The sequence below is a fragment of the Chryseobacterium oncorhynchi genome (assembly GCF_002899895.1).
GTDB lineage: Bacteria > Bacteroidota > Bacteroidia > Flavobacteriales > Weeksellaceae > Chryseobacterium > Chryseobacterium oncorhynchi.
This window is the reverse complement of record NZ_PPEI02000005.1, coordinates 352,960-373,480: the sequence shown is the minus strand read 5'-3', so window position 1 is coordinate 373,480 and position 20,521 is coordinate 352,960. Positions and strand designations below refer to the sequence as shown.

Genomic DNA, 20,521 nt, shown 5'->3' with positions numbered 1-20,521 from the left:
TGACTATTTGTATTTTTCATCAGTTCCGCCAATGACATCACCTACGTAAAGCGATGGCTTTTTCTTTCTTTTATAGATAAGGTCATATGGAAAATCACTTTTTGCACGAATCTGATATGCCTGAACATATTCACCTTTAGTGAATGGAAAGGACATGTTTGTTATAGCTATTCTACTAATACCTAATATTTGAAATGGCTCACAAAAAACCTGAATAGCTTCGGCTGACATTAAGTACTTTTTAAGCCGCTCCATATCTTTTATGGGGTAGGTTTCCGCGGGTTTTCCTCTCATAATTGGACCATAAAAAGCACCCGAAATGGTAATATCGTAGTCATCTAATGACCATCGCTCTTTTATTGAACCTATTTGATTAGTTCCGGCCTTAGCGATATAACGTTCTGCTAAACGAACATTTGACTGAATATCTATATATGGCTCCCAAGGTAATAACCATGGGTTTTCATCTTTTGTAGTTTGTAATGAAAGTGGAAAAAATTGATCGTTTACTGGCTTTGCCTTATCTGTTATCCATCTGGAAACCTCATCATAATCATCTGATTCATGAATTGAGTGTGGCTTATTTTGAAACGGCAATATTGATATTGGTGGTGTTACATGTTTTGCAACCTCATTTTCAAAGGCTGCAAATCTTGGTATTTGCTGAACGGCTTTACTTCCAAGTAAAGATCCGAGTAAAACATTTTCATTCGTTAGTATCATGACGCTGCTGTTGTGGCTGATGCCGTTGCTCTTAATAGTTCATCTAATATTTGTTGTCCCGCTGTGGTAGCAGCAGAACTTTGGGAACCGTTATAACCCTTTATTCCAATCTGTTCCTGAATATGGATAGTTATATAATTATGTTTTGTTCCACCTGTAGCAATTGTGTCAGAAGTTTTTTTAGCTTTCTTTTTGGCTTCATCATCTCCATCTCCTTTGCCACCAGTACCACCAGTGCCACCAGTACCCGGAATACCTACAGGAGCCTCAATACCAGATTTCTTTTCGGCATCTTTAGCATTTTTATTTTTTGTGTATTCGTTAGAACTCTTTTGTCCAGCTGACATTGCCCCTTTCCAACCATTTTTCACCTGATTAAGTGCTGTCAGTGTGGATCCGGCACCTGTCAGGTCCATCGCTGCTTTCTTCCCTGTTTCCCAGGCGGTCTTCCAATCTCCCTTAAAGAATGCCAATAACGCTGCGCCTATTCCTGTAACTCCGGATAGCATTTCCTTAAATCTATTGATGACGTAATCCTTTATGACATTACCAAATAGTTTCATGGCTTCCCAGCCTTTGAAAATTACTGTCCTGAAGCCCTCAAATTTATTCCAGCACACCGCAACAATCGCAATTAATGCTACGATTCCCGCGACAATCCAAACAATTGGAATCCCCCACATTGAAGCTGCCAAAACCCTTGATGATGCCGCTGTAATCGCGTTCCATAAATTCTGAAGCCTTTGCGCTCCCACTAATTTGGTAACTGCTGATGAAGTCAGGTTATACAACGGGGCCAAGCCTGCTACCATCTGGGCTTGTTGAGAGACAATTTCAGCATATCCCATCATACCATTTGAGGCATTGAACAGGGTGATTTTGAAATCATCAATCTGTGCCTGTAGTCTCTTGTTTTTTTCCTCAGGGCTTTCCATGATGATGGCTGCCTGTTCATAGGCAACGCTTGTACCTTTTACCGCCTTGGTTAACTTGTCAACTTCAGAAGTTTGTGAAATCAATGCCAATGCAGCATTGGAATTTTCCTTGCCGAATACAGCAGACATCAACGCAGAATCATTAAGCAAAGGCTTTAACATGTTAAGCCTTTGAGTTAGTGAAAGGGATGGATCACTTAATTTATTGATATCAATTCCCAATCCCTTAAATTCAGCACGTACTGCCTTTGGCAAGAAACGCCCTTGGCCTAGAGTGGCCAAGACATTACGCAGGGCAACACCGCCCTCACTTCCTTTTTTACCCGCCTTGTCAAGAACCTGAATTGAGGCGTTCGTTTCTTCAAAGGAAACCCCAGCGGCCTTGGCTGCCATCCCAGACTGTTCAAGAGCCTGTTTAATCTGTGGTAATTCAGCGGACCCTTCTCCGGCAGCAGCGGCCATGACATTCATCATAGCGGCCATTATCTTTGATGCCTTGGTAGGATCTTCTAATGAGATTCCGTACTGGTTCATCGCTGTTGTAAGAGTTTCAGTTGCTGCTGTTGTATCTCCTCCCATTAATTTGGACGTGTATCCAACTGTCTCCCCCATACTTTTAAGGGCTGTAGGAACCTTGGCTATTTCCGGAGATAATTGTCCCAGGATTAACTTATAGGATTCTACACCCTCAGATGCTGAACCCCCAAAGGTCTTGGCTGAATTTCTCGCATATCCCTCAATCTCCTTTAGCTTTTGCCCGGCAACCCCAGTCATGGCCTGAAGATCATGCATTGAGGTGGAAAGCTTCATTCCCGGACCGTTCAACTGAGTGATTGATGTACTGACCTTTTCTATTTGATCAATTACAGCAGACATCTTAATGGAGCTGATCTGGCCCTGAATATTTTTAACCATGTTAGAAGTTTTCTTCTGAACATCATTGACCTGTGCAACGACTGCGTTTTGCCCTTGCATTTTTAGGAGAATGTTATACAGTAGATCGTTATTCATGGTTATTAGTTCTCGTTATTAGTTTCCGTTTTCTTTTTTTCTTATGTATTTAAGTTCGGCAATACGTGCCGCCCATTGCTGATCGGTTAGCGAGTCTGGATCAATATGGAAATAGTATCTTAACTGTGCATCGAATATTCGTAGCAAGTCTTTTTTTTCGTTTACCTCCGCCCGCTCTATAGCTTTACCATTTCCACTTCTACCATTTCCACAAGGGTTGGTAAATACTGGGATATCGACAAGAAAAGCCCCGTATCGGTTTTGATGTCTTCATCACCAGCAAGCCAGCATTCACTTAAAATCACTTCATTGTACTGTAGTGGATCAGTTTGCGCTGCAACAGCGGCATAGCTTAATATTTGGCGGGTTGGTTTTTTCAGGTAACACTGTTTATCCTTTCCTACTTTGAAAGAGAAAATTTCACCGTGTTCTGCTTTCCAGGCGTTAATCTGATTTTGTAAACTACCTGCTTTCGATACTAGATCTTGAATTAAAGTTTTGTTTTTTTTCATTAGATATCTTCTTCGATGTTAAGGGCGATAAATGGAAGAGTAATTTCCATGAACTTATCACCTTGTTTTAATTCCTTTGATGCTTCGGTGAACCTTAAAGATTCAATTCTATCAGTGATCATGGCATCACCCTTTGTAGGATTGCCATAATTCTGCAAGCCATCCAACATAAGCGGAAAAATACTTCCACCTCCAGCTTTCACCAGCTTTTGATACTCCGACTGGAGCATGGTGATTTCACCCTCGTAAGCCTCATTGCCGGACTGAATCGCCACAGGTTGGCTTCCCTTGGCATAGACGGCTTCTCTTTCAATTTTTGAGGTATATTTAATCCCACGATATCTTACCATATCGCGATTACCAAGAATCAGGGTAAGATCACCCCATTCATATTCTCTTCCTTGTATTTCTACTGCCATGATTTTAGTTGATTTGTACATCAAAGCCTAGTAGCAATTCAGTCCATCTATTGTAACCAAACTGTCGGATTGCCAATATTGCCTTAATTTTTGATGTTGTAATTATGTTCTGATTAGGATCTACGAAACAGCGAACGCCCGTATCTTTCTTGTCGGTTTCATCTTTAGAAAGATCTTCCGGCATAGTGGTAGCAACTTTTCGAGCAATTGCGCTTTCCATGTTTTTTGCATAGATCGCGTTTATTTGTCCTGTCTTAGTGGTTGGTACTTCATCCAGTTCAAAATCCAGTAACGCATCATATGCAAGTCTGTATGCCTCATTAATGGTTCTACGATGGGTTAGGTAATGATAATCATCACTCACAGGACACGCCAGTGAAGCATCCATTATGTAGTAACCGGAACGGCTCTGATGTGTTGTAAAGGTGATATAGCCTTTATCATATAGTGCTTCAGTATCGAAGTCATCAACATCACTGTCTTTAATATAAAGAATTGGTGCAGCCAATGATCCGTTTCTAACCTTACCCGGATTAACCCTAACAGGATAAGCAGCCAGTCTTCCGGCCAGTACTCCAATAGCGGCACCCTTTGATGATGTAGTCCCGCTTCTTGATTCGGTATCACCAATTAGAATACCCACGGAATTGAAATCATTGGTTTTCAAATCCGGAAGATCTACCTTATTACCTGTAAAGTCGTATCCCTCAAGAATAGTAAAGAATGGAGCATACTTTTTGTTGGTATAATCATCAAACAATGTTTGGGCTTTTCCGGCAGCCAGTAAAACATCGGCATCCATGCCGTCAGTTACCACAGGGGCTGCTGTAGGATCATATACGGTGAAAAGTCCCCTAATTTTACCCTTGGCCTTATTTAAGAATGTTTCAACTGGTGCAACACCATCCACAGGAGTAAACCATTCAGATGTTTTTGTACTTTTTGCCATTCCAAAAATCCAAAGCTCAGATCCAGATCCCGCCTCTTCATAGAATTCATACAATGCCTTATATAGCCTGTGGTTGTCGATTGAATCGGTTAACTTCAGAGCGGCAACATCAAGCATGGATTTAACCTGATAGGCAGTACCTAACTGGAAACCATCATTAATGGCAACCGCTGAAGCCACGATACCAAAGCAACCGCTGTCTAGTGGTGTTACCGCTCCGATAACACCATTATTAAATGATATTGAAATTTTTGGCTTCATGTAAATTGTTATTTTTGAAGTTCAGCGATTCTTTTCTGTAAGGCATTAACCACGGTTGTACGTGGGAGTTCCAGACTTTCTTCAGCTGCTAAATAGTCCTGTGCTGTTTCCAGATCCATTTCTGCTGTTTTGGAAATGATTTCCTTGGCGGTTTCCGCTTTTTGTTCATCATCATCAGATTTGTAAACTGTTTTTACTCTTTGATCCTTTAAGGTCCTGGCATATGTAGCAGCCGTTTCGGGTTTAAAGAATGGGGTTCCGTCAGAAGTTTCATAGTATTCTGACATGTTTGGGTATTGTTTGAATAGATCACTCATGGTGTCGTAGTTTTTCCGTTAAGTTGTTTGTATTTTTGAAGCTCAGTGATCAAAGCTTTATTCTGTTCAATGAGTTCACTATTGGTTTTTTGCATTTCACTGTTAATCCTTTCCATTTTTGAAACCTGATCCTCTAATTTTCCAATTTCTGCAATGGCTTGCTTGTACAGTGAATTCAATTTATTGGCTTCATCAGTGGCTTCTTTCCACTGATTGGAAATGTATTCGTGCTGTTCCCGAAATATTGTAACAGCCTTTTCAACATTCTCTAGTTCCGAGGTTTGAGTGTCTGCGAGGTTTTTCCGTCTGGCCGCAAACCATGCTCCCATTGAAGTAATAATGCCTACTAAGGCTGTTAAATATATTTCGTTCACAATATGGCTATTAGATAATTGCAGCTACTTTTTCAGCTCTGTATGGTGTCACAATATAATAGTGACGGTAAGCTAAATCGTTGGATTGTCTGGTAGGGTTGTTTTCAGCCTTAACAAAATACTGCTTGGTAATACCTGTTTTTTTGGCAATCCCCTCTTTGTTGAAGATTACGGAAGCAACCTTATCTGTAGCATCTTTAATTGAACCATACGGTTTTTTAGCCTTGGCAGATGTATAAATTGGCATTTCTCCCTCATATTGGTGAATCTCAAACCCGGCAATTCTAGGCGCTGGCTTACCAGCTGCATAGTCTACCAATTGGTTACCAAAATTCTTTCTATCAAGCAATAGGTCATTCCAGTGGGTTTCATTAAGCACCAACCTGCATGGACCAAATCCTTTACAAGCTTCTTTTGCTCTTACGATATCATCGTATACAAGCCTTGGACGGGTTCCATCCATTAGCGGATCTGTTGATCCTGCCATTAATCCAGTAGCTTCAATTACTGGTGTTTTTACCGTATGAGTTAACGGACCAATGGAGTGAATTGCCCTCTGGTACTTTTCAACATTGATTCCCCTTGTCATTGACTTGGTAGCGGTATCAATTTTATCATACGATGCACCTAATGTGTCATCATCCCTTAAGGTTACTACCTTAGTCTGATACTTATCCAATTTGATTTGTACAGTATCGTCAGTATATTCCTGAAAGGCGATTGGGTATGTATTGTTATTGACAAGGATATCAACTTCAAAATCCGTTACAGGAACGTAGATAATATTCTGTTCTGTGGCAGATCCTCCATTTACAACATGAATTTCAGCGTTTAGTTCTGCAATTCCATCAAGGAAAGAAGCCTGCTCTGCATTATTTAGGTTTTGGATTACACGGTTTAACCATGCTTCCGGAAAATTTTGTGGCATTTTTATATAATTAAAATGGTTATTAGTTTTTTAAAAAAAAAAAAGCTCCTCCGTAAAGGAGCTTTCCAACATTAAAATTTAAACTATGAGAAATTGCTTACTTAAAAAGAGCTTGATATTCGTTTGGATAAGTGGTTTTAAAGGTCAATTGAGCCGATAGATCCAATTTTTGGAAATCATCAAATGTCTTAACGATTCCGGGACCTGCCGGATTGTTGATTTTCGCACCTAGATTCCCTTTTTCAGGAACGGCTTCGATAATACTTTTGTAAAGGTCCGGCTGTTCAGCATGAAGTTTAATGAAGTCTGTTCTTTTGGTAGCGTCAATCTTACCAATTTTAATATCGGCATCAACTGCATCGGCTGATAATTTCGATTTCTTTTCTTTGTCGAGGTCTTCAAATGCCTTTACTTTTGCTTTTTCAGCATCCAGTTCTGACTTTAATTTGATGATTCCATCATTGACTAGATTTTCATCATGTTCCAGTGTGTTACCAGGTAGATTTAAAGCAGCTACGGCTGACAACGTTAATGTTACTTTTTTCATTGAATTATTAAGGTTAAATTTTTGTGAATCAGATGCCATCAGTAGAATTTCAGTAACTTCATTTTCTGCGAACTCTTTAATGCTATTTTCTGATGTGGCATAAAGTTTTACTGTCAGAGCGTTTGCATTGTTTGGTATTGCAACGATTGATGCTTCCATTATTTCAGCTTCTACAAGATCATAGATATCATCAGGTGCCAAAACAAAATTGTTCATTGAAAAAGGATCAAGTCCTAAACTGGCACCCTTTATAAATTCCCTTTCAACTTTTCCAGCTATTAATGCAGCGTTTGGATCATCCATATCAAAAACCGCCTCGGCAGTTAATAAATGGCCCTCGATCTGAATATTTTCCCAGCGGCCAATTACTGCCTCATTACCTGGTTTATGAAAATCCAAAATCACTGGATTATTAATAAAGCGTGAAAGCTTTAACCCAGAGTTTCGCACTCTAAATCCGAACTGGTTGATCTTTGTTTCATCGTTAAGTATGAATTTCTTTCGAGACATTTTTTGTCGTTTTACATGGCAAAGATTTGACGATATCATCTCGAAAAAAAAAAAGTGACCAGAAACTGAACACATGTGTTCAGAAACTGTACAATGTTGTTCAGAAACTGAACACATTCTTTTGCACAGGCCCTGTAAATGGCAATTTTGCTCATGAAATAAATACCATGGGCTTAAAAAAAACAGAACAAAAGGAATTTGCAAAGTTCCTATTCACAGAAAAAAATCTTACTCAAAAGGAAGTTGCCGAAAAGGCTGGAGTAACGGAAAAAACTATTGCCAAATGGATATCTGCCAATGATGGAGAATGGAAAAAACTGAAAAAATCATTGATGGCAACAAAAGCCAATCAAATCAATTTACTATATGAACAGCTGGATAGACTAAACGATCATATTACTACTCGTAAAATCACATATGATGTTCCCGAACATCTTTTAAAACCAATTAAGGTCCAGCAAAAGGATGGTTCTGAAAAATTGGAGTATCAAAAATATGATGAAAAGGATTATCCGGTCAAAATCGGAAACTACCCAACATCTAGGGAGGCTGATATGATTGTTAAGATCACCAATGCCATTAAGAAGCTTGAAAATGATGTTTCTGTTGGGGAAACCGTAAAAATTGCAATGACATTCTGTGAATACGTCAGGGATATAGATTTTCCACTTTCCAGAAAGATCAGTGAGTTATTCGATATGTTTATAAGAGAACAGATGAACCATGGCTAAGTTATCAGACAAAAAGCACCTTGATAACTGGGATCTATTTCGAGAAAATATGTCGAAAGCTACTCCTGTTGATCTCAAGGAAACACAACAAGCGAAGCAAAAAAGGATCGCTAATTTAGAAGCTGATCCTGAAAAATGGTTTGCTTACTACTTTCCAAACTTCTATACTCATAAACCAGCCCCCTTTCATATTGAGGCAACGAAAAGGGTTACACAAAATAGTGAATGGTTTGAAGTCCGGTCATGGTCACGAGAGATGGCCAAGTCAGCCCGTACCATGATGGAGGTTCTTTACCTATGCTTTACAAAAAAGAAAAAGACCTGGTTAATGGTCTCCAATACAGAAGACAATGCCATCCGTTTACTTGCACCGTATAAAAATATTCTTGAATCCAATAATAGGATTATAAGTGATTACGGGGTTCAAAAGGTTGTCGGTAAATGGAGTGATAACGAATTTACTTCCAAGTTTGGTTTTTCTTTTCGTGCATTGGGTGAAGGGATGTCTCCAAGGGGTACCCGTAACGATGCAGCCCGTCCGGACGGTATCTTGGTCGATGACTTTGATACAGATGAAAAATGTAGAAATAAGGACAGGGTTAAGAATGCAACAGACTGGCTTATGGAGGCGGTGTTTCCTACAAGGTCGGTTTCTGTAGATCTCTTAATCATTGTTAATGGTAACGTAATCCATAAATATTGTACGATCACCATTCTGGGTGAAATGGCGGATTGTTGGGAAAAAATAAGCCTTACTGATGAAAAAGGAAATTCCAATTGGGCAAAAAATACCAAGGAGGCCATACACCGGATGTTTTACAATACTTTGGGAAAACGGAAAATGACCGAAAGGGCAAAACAAAAGGAGTATTACAACAATCCCAATGCAGAGGGTGACACGCTGAAGCAATTTGTATGGGGGAAATGTCCACCATTAAAGAGCTGTGAAAAGGTTGTTACCTATGCCGATCCATCACCATCAAATAAAACCGAGAAAAAGAACAGCTCAAAGGCTGTTGTTATTGTTGGCTTATATGATGGAAAATACTACATCTATAAGGCATGGCTTGGCAAGGCTACCAATTCGGATTTCGTTGGATGGATTGGCCAAGCCTATAACTATCTCGATAGACATGGAATTGACACCAAGAAAATGTTTATCGAAAACAATACCCTACAGGATCCCCACTATCAGCAGGTCATAAAGCCGTTGCTTGAAAAATACAGAAAGAATAAGGGTGTTAAGCTACCACTGCGAGAAGACAAGCGAAAAAAGGCCGATAAGTTTGAAAGGATTGAAAACATGAAGGATGACAATAATGATGGAAACATCATTTTCAATGAAGAGGAAAAGGACAATCCAATGATGATATTACTGGAGGATGAATGGCTGGGAGTTTCTCCGGAATCAAGGGAAATGGACGGTCCGGATGCTGTGGAGGGAGCCAAAACAATGATTGATACCAGGGTACAAAAAGAGGGGCTGGATTATGCAGTTCAACAAGTTGAAGACCGAAAATACTAATAATTATGTTTTTAAATATTACAGATCTGGGAGCAAACATTTATGAATACCAGATCGAAGAGATCACAGAGGGCAACGATGACATTGTTTATCAGGGCCTACAGGCTGCTGAAGAGGAAATACGGAGCTATCTATCCGGCAACCATAAAAGGGAGTGGAAAGATGGTCGTTTACTCTATGATGTTGATAAAATATTAAGCCAGACAGGATCCGCCAGAAATGCGCTTATTGTTCGCCATGGAATCACGATTGCAAAATTCTACATTATGGATCTGAGCAATGTTGATATCATCATGGAACAGGCAAAAGAACGGTATGACCGTGCAATAGCATGGCTTAAAAAATTGGGAAATGGTGAACTTAATTTAAGTACACTCCCTACAATTGAACCGGATCCGGATGATGGTTCCAGTGATGATACAGGACCGTTCCTTTATGGTTCCAGAACAAAATTCACACACGAATAAAACACTACTTATGTCTCGAAGAAACCGAAATAAAGGAGGTCAGCACAATCTGGCAGCCAAAACAGCAGGAAAATCAACCGGAAACAAATTGCTTCCGCAGATCATTGAAAAATCAGTCAGCCAAACAAGGCAGGACATTGCCAAATGGCGAACAGCCCTCAATGGAGCAAGGAACACCGACAATCCTGCTGTTTACATGCTTTATCAGCTGTATGAATATATTCTTGATGATACACAACTAACCTCACAGATAGAAAACAGAATACAGGATTCTCTTGGCTCTACATTTAATCTTAAAAAGAAAGGCGGTGATATAGATCAGGAACTAACTGACAGCCTGCAAAATTCAGAGCTTTTCAATGAATTGATTAAGCAGATCATTAACACTCGTTTTTATGGTCACTCATTGGTAGAGCTTGATTGGAAACAGGAGGGGTTAAATGAACCTCAATTAATAGCTGAACTGATTCCCCGAACCAATGTATTGGCTAAAAAGGGAACGTTCTTACCTGACTATAATGAAGAAAAGGGCGTGCTGTACCGTGAACTACCGGAATTTGGAACATGGCTGTTGGAGTTTGGAAAGCCGGGTGAAATTGGGCTGTTAAATAAGGCTATTCCACATGCACTATTCAAAAGATTCGCGCAAAGCTGTTGGTCCGAATTGTGTGAGATCCACGGGATTCCACCAAGGGTAATGAAAACAGACACTCAGGATCCGGCTTCAATGACAAGGGGGAAAAAGATGATGCAGGACATGGGGGCCGCTGCGTGGTTCATTATTGATTCTACGGAGGAATTTTCATTTGCCAACGGAGTGCAAACAAGTGGCGATGTTTATGGAAATCTATTAAAGTATTGTGACCAACAGAATTCGCTGTTAATTTCCGGTGCCATCATCGGACAGGATACAGAACATGGATCAAGGTCCAAGGACGAATCCGGACAAAAGATGTTGTCAAAATTGGTTTTGGCTGATATGGCGATTGTAGAAATGTACATGAACACCAAGGTCATGCCGGCACTGGCACGAATCGGGATTGTTCCTGCTGATTACGTTTTTGGATGGGAAATTTCAGAGGATCTTCAGACACTTTGGCAAAGAACCCTTCAGGCGTTGGAATATTTCGATGTTGATCCGGAATGGATGAAGGAAAAGTTCGGTATTGCCATCATGGGTAAAAAAGAAACAGCGATTTCAGCAATTCAAGGCAGTAACCTCAATGCTGCTGAAAGTTTTTTCGTGTAAGGGCTGATGGTCATCGGCCTGTCAGCCCTGCAATATACTTTAGTGGATTACATCTACGATTGTCATCGCTCTATGAATGTGGCTGTGATAATTGTAAGGCCGAAAGAATAACCCTTGCCGCGAAAAGTGATGATGACAAATTTAAACCCGTTTTAAAGGCGGCTGAAAAGGCGTTTAAACACCTACATAAAAAAGGAGGATATAAACCTGAAGATATTAACGAAAAACCATATCGTGACCTGATAGATCAGACCTACAAAGTTTTTGATCCGGTTATTCAGGACAATGATATCCCGTCCGAAATGCTGGCCAAGCTTCAGAACGATGCCTTTGTATTTGCAGGCCTAAAAACCCACGCTCAATTATTGGAGGCCTCATCAATACTGATGGATGATAAGGGACAAATTAAAAGTTATGATAAGTTTGCCTATGAATTCAACAAGATCAATCAGAACTACAATCAAAACTATTTAGAGTCAGAATATCAGTTTGCGATTAGCAGTTCACAAATGGCATCCAATTGGGCTGCAACTGATCCTGATGGTCGTTATTATCTCCAATACAGAACCGCAAACGATGACAGGGTACGTGAAAACCACAGGGTTCTACAAGATACCACGCTTCCAAAGGATGATCCTTTCTGGCTGTCCTATTATCCGCCTAATGGCTGGCGATGTAGATGTACAGCCGTTGAAGTACTGAAAGATAAATACGAATTATCTGACAGTAAAAAATCATTGGAACGGGGGGAAAAGGCTACAACCCAAATTGGTAAGGATGGAAAGAACAGGTTAGAAATGTTCAGGTTTAATCCCGGAGCAGAACAAAAAGTATTTCCACCAAAGCATCCGTACAATAAAGTGAAAGATGCTGAAGTTGTGAAAAATCAACTTTTACCGGAATAAAAAATATAATTAATTTTAAAATATGGATTTCAATCAGTTTCATAAAAACATTCTTAATGATGTCAGAATTGAGTTGATGGATGAGTTTGACAGGAACTTTCAACGAAAGGCTTTCTTTGATAAAAAATGGCCAAGTACTAAGCTGATAAATCGTAAAGGATCAATGATGGCCAGATCCAACAATTTAAGAAGAGGATATCGGGCAAAAATAGAGGGTGAAAAAATTGCGTTCTCAAACTCCCTGCCATATGCATCTATTCAAAATGAGGGTGGACAAATTAAAGTAACTGCGCAAATGAAAAAATACTTCTGGGCCATGTTCTACCGTTCAACGGGGCAAATAAAACGTAAGAAAACCGGAGCAATAAGCCAAAGTAGGAACAATAAACAGGTAAGTATAGAAGCTCAGCAATGGAAAGCTCTGGCTCTAATGCCGATCGGTAAAAAAATAAAAATTCCAAGCCGACGCGTAATTGGACCGCATCCAAAAATAAAAGTCGTTATTGAGAAGATTGTAGATAAGAATATTAATGACTTAAATAATTACCTAAAAAACAACCTAAAACAATAATTATGGAAAAATTACTTTTAAATATCAATGAAAAATTAGAACAGGAAGTTACAGACCTAAAATATATTGATGAGAATTGGGGACAGTTGCAGTATTATGGTTCCGATTGTCCTGTAAAATGGCCTTGCGCCCTCGTGGATTTTGCATCTGGTCAGTTTTCAAATAATTCCTACAGCTATTCAAATGATACAGGAACCGAACAGCAGGGGGTGATATCCATTGAAATAACGATTGCAAAACTAAAGTTAAGCCCTACCAACACCGCAGCAAAACTAAGCCAAAAAACAAAGGGATATGAGATATGGGAAACTGTAAACAGAGTCCATAAAATTCTTCACGGATGGAAGCCTCTTCCAGAGTCAGGCGAATTGTCAAGGGTATCAATTCAACAGATAAAAAGGGATGATGGAATAAAAGAAATTATTGTAACCTATTCAATAGGGTTACATGGTTGTTAATTCATTCAATTGCCTTTCTATAGGACAATTTAGAATTGTATTTAATGTAGTTCGGGAAATAGGGTAAAAAGGATAAATATACTTACGCAAAACAACGGTATCAGGAATGTCTTCTGTTTTGTGTTTTATATATAGATCCCTAATTTTCTGATATCTCAGTAAAGTGTTTCTATGTAATGGTTTACTCATACTTTATGCAAATATATGGAAGTAATTTCCATTATGCAATATAATAAAAAAAGCAGTGAAAACACTGCTTTTAATCTTGTAATAAATAGTAATAGGACTCTAAAAGTGTTTCTGCACTATTCCCTTTTATTTCCAAATTTTCTTCAAACTTCTCTTTATATATCCTACCTACAAATTGATTTTTATCATCATAGAAATTATAAGAAGAAGCATCTGTGTAAATTGATACGTATGGATTGTCTTTATCACTTTGATTCGCATTAATCAGCCCTTTTAAGAGCATTGAAAACACTGATAAGGTTGTTTCATCGTTTTCCTTTTTTGCAGTGCTTATAATATACTTACAGCGTTCAATATTTTCAGTTAAACTTTCACTCTTAACATTTAATTTTCCATTATAGAAAGTAATTAAATCATTATATGTTAAAGTTTTGTATAACTGTTTCTGACCAAAAACCAAACCAGAAAGGAGAATAAAAAATAAAAAAAGCTTTTTCATACTAATATTGTTTACACAAAGTTACAAAAAAAAAGGTGCGAACCCTTAGGTCCACACCTCTCACCAAACACTCATTTTAAGAAGACATGATACTATTAATTCTTAAAACATCCACAGATGATAAAACGCCATTCTTTTTAACAGAAAAAAATGTGATTGTTGTTTCAAGATTAGGCTCTGAAACAACCAATTTATATTTAACTCTTTCTTTGACATCGTTTGTTGAAAACTCTTTTAGAGCATTTTTAAACGCCCCCTTTGCTCCTGTAATTGTTAGTGATTTCATAAGCTTTATTTGTTTTACAAATTTATATTGAAGATTTTTTTTTACATTACGGATATCCGTTTTTTTTTAAATTAAAGATGGTTTACTTTCCGGTTTTGAGAAAATTCGTTTTGCGACTAAATGCCATATATTATCATCAGATGGCAGCTCGTTTCCTTTAACTGCACATTTGGTTGATATATTGGTCCGGGCAAAACAACTTCCATGAATTGGGGTTTCTTCATAGGTTTCATAATTCAGTATTAAATACCCTTTTGCCTTTAGCGCGTCCAGTACCTCCTGTTGTGAGTATTCAAATCCGTTTATTTCCATTTTCTTTTATTTTGATGTTGTCTATAAAATGGATTAACACCATTTGTAGGAAAAGAATTATTTTCAGTCACTATTCCTATTTTTTTTACTAAAAGGGTTGCTGTTTCCGCAGATGATGATATTTTTTTGAGTTCATCTGTATGATTTTGGAAAGCTAAACTCATACGAATAGCAAAAGCTTTCAGGTCTTCAACTGTCACTCCCACATTTCCGAACTTTTTTATAACTTCATTAAAATGCTCTGAATTTTCCAAGGCTTCAATATTTTGAGTGATCATATTTTTTGAGTGATCTTTTTCCATTAGATTAATTGTTTATGTAGTTCGTTTTTCATTTGTAATATTGCATTGGATTCGTAGGATCCAAATTCATCGGGAAAGTAAATTTCATAGTCTCTGAGAAAAACCAATAAAGCTTCAGCCTTATAATATGTTAGTTTCAAAGCAAAACTTTTATTTTTTTCCCGCCTTTCAATTGCTTTCTTGAGTAGCTCGGTTCTAAGTTCTTTGCAAATCGAAACAATAGATCTAAGGTTTTTCGCTTGACTTTGTAGATCCAATGTGTCTAAAATCTGCATACAGTTGTTTAAAACCAATAATTTACTGTTGTCAAGTGTAAGCAGCTTTTTCATTTTTCAAGACTTGTTTTATTACTGATACTTTATATTGGAAATTCCTATTACTATTTATCATAAAATCATACTCCTTGAGGTTATATACTATAGTACTATGATTTCTTTTCAAAATTCGGCCGATATGCTCGTATGTCAACCCTTCCGATTTCAAGACATTACTAATAATCTTTCTTGCATCGCAATAATCTTGTCTTCTGTTTTGTGACCGGACTTCTTTTGTGGTAACATCGAGAGTATTACAAATTTTTACCACAATTCTGGGGATTCTACATTTACTTTTCATGTTTTGTCAATATTTTAAGTTCGTCCAGTGAATAATTTTACCATGAAACTCTTTATCGAAATACTCAAAAAAATCATAATAATCAAAAAAACCGTCGTTTACTGCTAAAATATCTATTTCAGAAGGGAACAAATGTTTACCGTCTATAATAACATCTTTCGTTTTTGGATATATTCCAATAAATTGAGTGGAAATAACTGGAAAAGATGGGGCAAACCGAAACATGTTTTTTTGTCTTGCATTAATAAAAAAATCAATCATGGTTCCATCTTTCCAGCGATCTGTTTTATCCTCTCTTATTGTATGGATTTTAGCACGATGATAGATTGTATTGTTAAATTCAATTTTATGAATTGTTGCAAAATTTACCTTGCCTGCTTCCTGATATTTTACAGGAATAATCTTTTCTAAAACTTGCGGGTTAAACAATTCAGTTGCTTTATTTTTAGATATCTGATTATTTACCCAAAGTCCTGCAATAATCTTTTCGGGAAAGTATGTAGGTTTCCCATTAAGTTGTCTTGAAAAAGATAGTATCATATTTTTATCTTTTTCTTTTGATATGAATTAAGAATAGGCCAAATAAAAGCGCTATTCCATAGATGATAAAGATTAGTACCGCTAAAGCAAATGAACCCCAGAAAGGAGCCGTAACCCACCACCATGACCAATCAATGACATGGGTAAGCTTTAAAACAATGAATACTATTCCTAATAAAGCGGGAAAACTGATTCCGTAATTTGTATTTGTTGTATTTGACATAATTGATTTTGTTTAATTAATATTGATCTTTTTCGTAATAAAGTTTGTAGAAATGGCCTTTTTCATCCTGGTCCTGTTCAAGTTTATTGCGATCACCATGAACATAGATGTGAAAGTTCGTGTCAAGCTTTATGATACTTTTAAACTTAGCCTGTGACTTCTTTACAGCACCATCACTTATCGGAAATTCTTCAGCAATATTAATCTGCATATCCTGCTCATAATCGGTTTTAAAAGCATTAAAACTTTCAATTACCTTTTCATCACCTAAAACTTCAGTGGTGAAGTCTTCAAGCTTGAATTCTTCTTTCTTCTTGAAAAAGTTGATTGATTTATTCAGAAAGTCGGCCTGATCAGCTTTAGAAACTTCAAATTCTGTTGGAAGCTGTTTTTTGATATAGTCTTTAAAAACGTTTAATGATTCCTGTGTATGGAAAAAACCGTCGGTTCGCTGTTTAACCTTTAAAAAGTCTTCGAACCAGTAGTACATATCACCATTTTTGTTATTGTCTACAACAGAAAGAACATATCCGGATTCTTTATCTTTATTGTAGATTAATGCCGCCTTGTCAATTTTATCTAAACTGATCCCGAAATGCTGTTCGATTGGTTCGGGATTCATTGGAAAGATCTTTAAAAACGGTTCTCTTTTTTCTGTTTTAAAAATTCCGATTTTATCAACACTATTTCCATCTTGTGCAGGAAAATAAACGACAAACAAATTACCGCCCTGGATTCGCGGGTTTTCGGCAGCTTCATATAAATATCTTGCTATATCCTGGGAATAGCTTTCAAAATAAAATTTATCCTGAAAAATTTCATTGACTGCATTATAAACGTGATTTGTTGCAAGATAAGAATCACTGTAAAATTGATATGTTTCTTCCGTTTTAAAGGATCCTAAAAAATAATTTATTAATATTTCCTGGCTCGTTTCTTCCAGCTTTAATTCTTCTGTTGATAAGATAAGCCCATCATTTAAAATCTTATTGCCTACGTTGTGAACTATAATTTTCATATTGTTTAATTATTGATTATTTGTATTCTTTTTGCGATCTCTTCCACAACTTTTACGGTTACGGCATTCCCAAGCATTTTATAACGTTGTGTTTTTGGTATTTTTTTTACAGTTCCGTCATAATTTCCGTACTCTGTCCAATTGTCAGGAAATCCCTGTAAACGCTCACATTCTATTTCTGTTAATCTGCGAATTGAGTTTCCTTGTGAGATTACAGGTTGTCCTGATCCATCCTCTCTAGCTCTTGCTGGGATTGTAGGGGAAACATTATCTTTTATTGCCCTGAAGCCATTTCCATCTTTGTGAGTTCTCCAAGTTCCTATTTCTATCAAAGTCATGTCTGAGTTTAATCCTCCAGAATTTCCACCAACAGTCAAACATTTTGCTGTTTTAGGAATTTCGATGAAATTTCCAACCCATGACTTTCGATCATTAGCATTTAAACATTTTGCTATAGATTTTTGTGGATTTTCACTTGCACTCTTTTGTTTTTCTTCGTTATATAGTTCTTCATTTTTTCCGATAGGAAATACTCCTGGGTTGCTTTTTCCTGTAAGATGTCCGACAATGTATATCCGCTCTCTATTTTGGGGTAGAAACCACTTAGTATTGAGTAATTGACATTCAACTTCATAACCAATTTCGGTGAGAAGTCTATAGATTGTTGCAAAAGTTCTCCCATTGTCGTGGTTAAGTAAACCTTTAACGTTCTCGAGTACCACGCATTTAGGTTTACACTCCATAAGAATCCTAATGATTTCAAAAAACATAGTGCCTCTAGTGTCTTCAAATCCGAGTCTCTTACCAGCAAGGCTGAAAGGCTGGCAAGGAAATCCTCCTGTGAGTATATCAATGTTTCTAAAGTCTCCTGGTCGAATATCGACAACTGAACCGACGTATCTTGCATTTTTGAAGTTGTATTTATAATTTGCTATGGTATGTTTATCAATTTCACTGAAATAATGTTCTTCTATTTTATAACCTGCATCTATAAAGCCCTTTGTAAAACCACCAATACCCGAAAACAGTTCAACCAATTTCAGATTTGTTGTTTTTGCCATCATTACTTAAATTTTGAATTAGTAATGTTCTGCAGTACATAAATTAATTTAGAAACCTGAACTCTTGACATATCCTTTAAAGGCATTTTAACCGGACTTTTGTCTGATTTAAGAAACCCACCCAATCTATGAAGATCTACAAACTGAGGTTTATCTTCCTGTACCCATCCGAGTGTATGGCAAAGCGACAATACTGTTTTATGCTGTGAGTTTCTTTTATCAAAAAAGCCCCAAGCTGAATGATCTATTGGCTTACCAGTATTGAAAAAGTAAATTAGTTCACCTGCTTGCATCTCGCTTAGATCCTTGATGCTTTCAATGTGAAATCCTACCATTTCAGATATGGCTTCCAGCCTTTCTTCTCTGTCCCTGAATTTCCCACTGCAAATAGTTTGCAGCTGGGAAACTTGTTGTGTTGTAATTGTTGACATAGTTTTACTGTTTAAATTCAGGCAGAATGCCTAAAAAGTAAAATTTATCATTGAAACTACTACATGATGAATAATGAAGTACATCATCAATTTTACATGATGCTTCACCCGTTTGTATGAAAAAATTTCCTGAATATTGGCAGGGTGTTACTTCTGCTAAATACAGAAACATTTCTTCATCAATTTCGCATGGCGATTTACCTAGGTACTGATCTAAGTCTCCCTTGAAATTATTTTGCCAATCTTGATAGGTTTTGATACTTTGCTTTTCTTGTTCGGATAAAACCCAATTGGCTCCAGTTGTAAAATCTTCAATAATCGAATTCTTTGCAGATTCAAATTCAATATTGTTAAATTGTTCGGATCCTAAAGTTTCTTTTGCATGTAAAACAGCTGCTTCTGTAATTTTTGTTAAATCCATTTTGTAATATTTTAATTGTTTTTTGGTAGTAAAAAAGTAAGGTCGGTTTCTTTTGGTAAATCGACGCTTGTCATTGATAGTGGGATACTTCTTTCAATACCTGTTCCATCGGTATAGTAAGCTTCAATAAACCACTTTGACAGTTTTGGTCTATATTCCGCCTGAATGATCTCAACGCCTTTTTGAAAATCGCTTCCGGGATAATCTTTGTCAGCGATCTGTTTTAGTTCTAAAACTTTTTTACTGTCAAGATCTCCTTTTCCATTTCGCTGTAATAGCCTCATTACAGCTCCTAGTAGTCTTTTAGAATTATCATCTTTACCCAAACTTTCCAGAAACTTATGAACCATTACAATTCCGTATGAAGCGTTTTCGCCGTAGCCATCTGTTATCCTATAACCAAGTTTAATACTTTCTTTTCCTACAGTGATCGTGTGGCTTTGCTGGTTATTTTTAACGCCAATTGTTTCAATCTTCATTTTCAGGAAAGTTTCAAAATCACTGAAAACTTTAGCTTTTGCTTTTTCCAGGTTTTCGGATGCTTCGCGTAAAACTTGCATAGATCCAGGAAGCGTTTCGGCTGCGAGATCATCAAGGGCTTTCAGGTCATCAATCCTTTTCTGTTTGTCTTGTTTTTCAATCTCCTTGGCTTGATCTACAAGCTTTTTTCTATCTTCTGGAGATAATAATGTTATGTCTATAGTGGTCATAATGTATTGTCTTTAATAATTATTTCTTGTAATTGTTTTTGTTTTTCAATGAGTTCTGAATTTATTCGGATCCATTGGTCCTGATGCTTTTCATCTGCCAACATAGCTTTTAGGTTTGCTATGATCTTTTCCAGTTCTTCAACTGTTGGAGGAAACATTTCATTACTTCTCATTTTGTTGTATTTCTTTGCTTTCTTTCACTTCTGGACAATAGTCTTCACTAAGATGCTCAAGAATAGGAGTTCCTTTTTCGTCCATTCTGTCAGATAATCGTTCCTGAAAGCTTTTTTCGGGTTGTTCCCCTAATTCAGCAGCCATATTTAATACATAAGTTGAAAATGCTGTATCTATGGATTCTGTGGAATCTATGTAGATGAACATTAGAGCTGCAGCATTATGATCCGGACAGTTTTTTACTGCATGTACATCATCTTTGTCACTTAATAAGAATAAAAATGAGTTTGGAGTTCCCTTTAATTCTTCTGCAATGCCATCTAGGTGCATTTTAATAGTTTCGTTCAT

Annotated in this window: 32 protein-coding genes; 7 read left to right on the top strand and 25 right to left on the bottom strand. The window is 37.3% G+C overall.

The genetic code is table 11. The features are described 5' to 3' along the window. Nucleotides 1–3: 3 nt before the first annotated feature. The 10 genes from C1638_RS17615 to C1638_RS17575 form a co-directional block, all read right to left on the bottom strand. Complete coding sequence (locus C1638_RS17615) at nucleotides 4–723, bottom strand: DUF6046 domain-containing protein (protein ID WP_109623154.1); 720 nt, start codon at nucleotides 721–723, stop codon at nucleotides 4–6. Next, a complete protein-coding gene (locus C1638_RS17610) occupies nucleotides 720–2,669 on the bottom strand; it encodes a phage tail tape measure protein (RefSeq protein WP_109623152.1) in 1,950 nt (649 codons plus the stop codon). The genes C1638_RS17615 and C1638_RS17610 overlap by 4 nt, the downstream gene beginning before the upstream one ends. A gap of 18 nt (nucleotides 2,670–2,687) precedes the next feature. After that, complete coding sequence (locus C1638_RS22705) at nucleotides 2,688–2,816, bottom strand: hypothetical protein (protein WP_262509809.1); 129 nt, start codon at nucleotides 2,814–2,816, stop codon at nucleotides 2,688–2,690. Nucleotides 2,817–2,845: 29 nt separating this feature from the next. Then, on the bottom strand, nucleotides 2,846–3,181 hold the full coding sequence (locus C1638_RS17605; RefSeq protein ID WP_109623151.1) for a hypothetical protein: 336 nt from the start codon (nucleotides 3,179–3,181) through the stop codon (nucleotides 2,846–2,848). Beyond that, the gene (locus tag C1638_RS17600; protein ID WP_228428202.1) at nucleotides 3,181–3,621 is read right to left on the bottom strand and encodes a hypothetical protein; all 441 of its coding nucleotides are present in this window, start codon (nucleotides 3,619–3,621) and stop codon (nucleotides 3,181–3,183) included. Before C1638_RS17600 ends, C1638_RS17605 begins: the two co-directional genes overlap by 1 nt. Next, nucleotides 3,605–4,810 carry a DUF2586 family protein gene (locus tag C1638_RS17595; protein WP_109623149.1) on the bottom strand — a complete coding sequence of 402 codons (1,206 nt, stop codon included), beginning with the start codon at nucleotides 4,808–4,810 and terminating at the stop codon, nucleotides 3,605–3,607. The genes C1638_RS17600 and C1638_RS17595 overlap by 17 nt, the downstream gene beginning before the upstream one ends. A gap of 8 nt (nucleotides 4,811–4,818) precedes the next feature. Then, nucleotides 4,819–5,127 carry a hypothetical protein gene (locus C1638_RS17590; protein WP_109623147.1) on the bottom strand — a complete coding sequence of 103 codons (309 nt, stop codon included), beginning with the start codon at nucleotides 5,125–5,127 and terminating at the stop codon, nucleotides 4,819–4,821. Continuing rightward, complete coding sequence (locus tag C1638_RS17585; protein ID WP_123838397.1) at nucleotides 5,124–5,501, bottom strand: hypothetical protein; 378 nt, start codon at nucleotides 5,499–5,501, stop codon at nucleotides 5,124–5,126. The genes C1638_RS17590 and C1638_RS17585 overlap by 4 nt, the downstream gene beginning before the upstream one ends. A gap of 10 nt (nucleotides 5,502–5,511) precedes the next feature. After that, on the bottom strand, nucleotides 5,512–6,429 hold the full coding sequence (locus tag C1638_RS17580) for a hypothetical protein (RefSeq protein ID WP_109623143.1): 918 nt from the start codon (nucleotides 6,427–6,429) through the stop codon (nucleotides 5,512–5,514). 97 nt (nucleotides 6,430–6,526) lie between these two features. Then, nucleotides 6,527–7,486 carry a caudovirus prohead protease gene (locus C1638_RS17575; protein WP_109623140.1) on the bottom strand — a complete coding sequence of 320 codons (960 nt, stop codon included), beginning with the start codon at nucleotides 7,484–7,486 and terminating at the stop codon, nucleotides 6,527–6,529. A 167-nt stretch (nucleotides 7,487–7,653) separates the two neighbouring features. Here C1638_RS17575 and C1638_RS17570 point away from each other — a divergent pair, with 167 nt between their 5' ends. From C1638_RS17570 to C1638_RS17540, 7 genes are read left to right on the top strand one after another with little or no spacing between them, the layout of a single operon-like run. After that, nucleotides 7,654–8,217 carry a helix-turn-helix domain-containing protein gene (locus C1638_RS17570; RefSeq protein WP_123838396.1) on the top strand — a complete coding sequence of 188 codons (564 nt, stop codon included), beginning with the start codon at nucleotides 7,654–7,656 and terminating at the stop codon, nucleotides 8,215–8,217. Beyond that, nucleotides 8,210–9,742 carry a hypothetical protein gene (locus tag C1638_RS17565; RefSeq protein WP_109623136.1) on the top strand — a complete coding sequence of 511 codons (1,533 nt, stop codon included), beginning with the start codon at nucleotides 8,210–8,212 and terminating at the stop codon, nucleotides 9,740–9,742. Before C1638_RS17570 ends, C1638_RS17565 begins: the two co-directional genes overlap by 8 nt. A 5-nt stretch (nucleotides 9,743–9,747) precedes the next feature. Then, nucleotides 9,748–10,209 carry a phage protein Gp36 family protein gene (locus C1638_RS17560; protein WP_109623134.1) on the top strand — a complete coding sequence of 154 codons (462 nt, stop codon included), beginning with the start codon at nucleotides 9,748–9,750 and terminating at the stop codon, nucleotides 10,207–10,209. A 10-nt stretch (nucleotides 10,210–10,219) separates the two neighbouring features. Continuing rightward, on the top strand, nucleotides 10,220–11,458 hold the full coding sequence (locus C1638_RS17555; protein ID WP_165826555.1) for a phage portal protein family protein: 1,239 nt from the start codon (nucleotides 10,220–10,222) through the stop codon (nucleotides 11,456–11,458). Between the two features lie 59 nt (nucleotides 11,459–11,517). After that, entirely contained in the window at nucleotides 11,518–12,363 is an 846-nt protein-coding gene (locus C1638_RS17550; RefSeq protein WP_109623130.1) for a phage head morphogenesis protein, read from the top strand. 22 nt (nucleotides 12,364–12,385) lie between these two features. After that, on the top strand, nucleotides 12,386–12,934 hold the full coding sequence (locus tag C1638_RS17545; protein ID WP_109623128.1) for a hypothetical protein: 549 nt from the start codon (nucleotides 12,386–12,388) through the stop codon (nucleotides 12,932–12,934). Nucleotides 12,935–12,936: 2 nt separating this feature from the next. Next, a complete protein-coding gene (locus C1638_RS17540) occupies nucleotides 12,937–13,392 on the top strand; it encodes a hypothetical protein (protein ID WP_109623126.1) in 456 nt (151 codons plus the stop codon). A 259-nt stretch (nucleotides 13,393–13,651) separates the two neighbouring features. Here C1638_RS17540 and C1638_RS17530 read toward each other — a convergent pair whose 3' ends face one another. The 15 genes from C1638_RS17530 to C1638_RS17465 all read right to left on the bottom strand — a co-directional run bounded on the left by C1638_RS17530 (nucleotide 13,652) and on the right by C1638_RS17465 (nucleotide 20,521). After that, nucleotides 13,652–14,080, bottom strand: a complete 429-nt coding sequence (locus tag C1638_RS17530; protein ID WP_109623123.1) for a hypothetical protein — start codon at nucleotides 14,078–14,080, stop codon at nucleotides 13,652–13,654. Between the two features lie 76 nt (nucleotides 14,081–14,156). Then, nucleotides 14,157–14,366, bottom strand: a complete 210-nt coding sequence (locus tag C1638_RS17525) for a hypothetical protein (RefSeq protein ID WP_109623121.1) — start codon at nucleotides 14,364–14,366, stop codon at nucleotides 14,157–14,159. Nucleotides 14,367–14,432: 66 nt separating this feature from the next. Further along, complete coding sequence (locus C1638_RS17520; RefSeq protein WP_109623119.1) at nucleotides 14,433–14,678, bottom strand: hypothetical protein; 246 nt, start codon at nucleotides 14,676–14,678, stop codon at nucleotides 14,433–14,435. Further along, nucleotides 14,669–14,980, bottom strand: coding sequence for a hypothetical protein (locus C1638_RS17515; RefSeq protein WP_109623115.1), 312 nt, complete (start codon nucleotides 14,978–14,980; stop codon nucleotides 14,669–14,671). The genes C1638_RS17520 and C1638_RS17515 overlap by 10 nt, the downstream gene beginning before the upstream one ends. Beyond that, nucleotides 14,980–15,309, bottom strand: a complete 330-nt coding sequence (locus C1638_RS17510; protein WP_123838395.1) for a hypothetical protein — start codon at nucleotides 15,307–15,309, stop codon at nucleotides 14,980–14,982. Before C1638_RS17510 ends, C1638_RS17515 begins: the two co-directional genes overlap by 1 nt. Then, nucleotides 15,287–15,595: a helix-turn-helix domain-containing protein gene (locus C1638_RS22755; protein ID WP_109623112.1), complete on the bottom strand. Its 309-nt coding sequence runs from the start codon at nucleotides 15,593–15,595 to the stop codon at nucleotides 15,287–15,289. Before C1638_RS22755 ends, C1638_RS17510 begins: the two co-directional genes overlap by 23 nt. Nucleotides 15,596–15,601: 6 nt before the next feature. Beyond that, the gene (locus C1638_RS17500; protein WP_109623110.1) at nucleotides 15,602–16,135 is read right to left on the bottom strand and encodes a hypothetical protein; all 534 of its coding nucleotides are present in this window, start codon (nucleotides 16,133–16,135) and stop codon (nucleotides 15,602–15,604) included. 4 nt (nucleotides 16,136–16,139) lie between these two features. Beyond that, nucleotides 16,140–16,358 (bottom strand): hypothetical protein, encoded by a 219-nt coding sequence (locus C1638_RS17495; RefSeq protein ID WP_109623108.1) that lies wholly within the window; start codon nucleotides 16,356–16,358, stop codon nucleotides 16,140–16,142. Nucleotides 16,359–16,374: 16 nt separating this feature from the next. Then, nucleotides 16,375–17,376, bottom strand: coding sequence for a nucleoid-associated protein (locus C1638_RS17490; protein WP_109623106.1), 1,002 nt, complete (start codon nucleotides 17,374–17,376; stop codon nucleotides 16,375–16,377). A 5-nt stretch (nucleotides 17,377–17,381) separates the two neighbouring features. Then, nucleotides 17,382–18,440 (bottom strand): DNA (cytosine-5-)-methyltransferase, encoded by a 1,059-nt coding sequence (gene dcm / locus C1638_RS17485; RefSeq protein ID WP_317047567.1) that lies wholly within the window; start codon nucleotides 18,438–18,440, stop codon nucleotides 17,382–17,384. Next, nucleotides 18,440–18,868 (bottom strand): hypothetical protein, encoded by a 429-nt coding sequence (locus C1638_RS17480; RefSeq protein WP_109623103.1) that lies wholly within the window; start codon nucleotides 18,866–18,868, stop codon nucleotides 18,440–18,442. Before C1638_RS17480 ends, dcm begins: the two co-directional genes overlap by 1 nt. A 4-nt stretch (nucleotides 18,869–18,872) precedes the next feature. Next, complete coding sequence (locus C1638_RS17475) at nucleotides 18,873–19,289, bottom strand: hypothetical protein (protein ID WP_109623102.1); 417 nt, start codon at nucleotides 19,287–19,289, stop codon at nucleotides 18,873–18,875. A gap of 11 nt (nucleotides 19,290–19,300) precedes the next feature. Beyond that, on the bottom strand, nucleotides 19,301–19,999 hold the full coding sequence (locus C1638_RS17470; protein ID WP_109623100.1) for a DUF3164 family protein: 699 nt from the start codon (nucleotides 19,997–19,999) through the stop codon (nucleotides 19,301–19,303). Continuing rightward, nucleotides 19,996–20,172, bottom strand: a complete 177-nt coding sequence (locus tag C1638_RS22430; RefSeq protein WP_165826554.1) for a hypothetical protein — start codon at nucleotides 20,170–20,172, stop codon at nucleotides 19,996–19,998. The genes C1638_RS17470 and C1638_RS22430 overlap by 4 nt, the downstream gene beginning before the upstream one ends. Beyond that, complete coding sequence (locus C1638_RS17465) at nucleotides 20,162–20,521, bottom strand: hypothetical protein (protein ID WP_123838394.1); 360 nt, start codon at nucleotides 20,519–20,521, stop codon at nucleotides 20,162–20,164. Before C1638_RS17465 ends, C1638_RS22430 begins: the two co-directional genes overlap by 11 nt.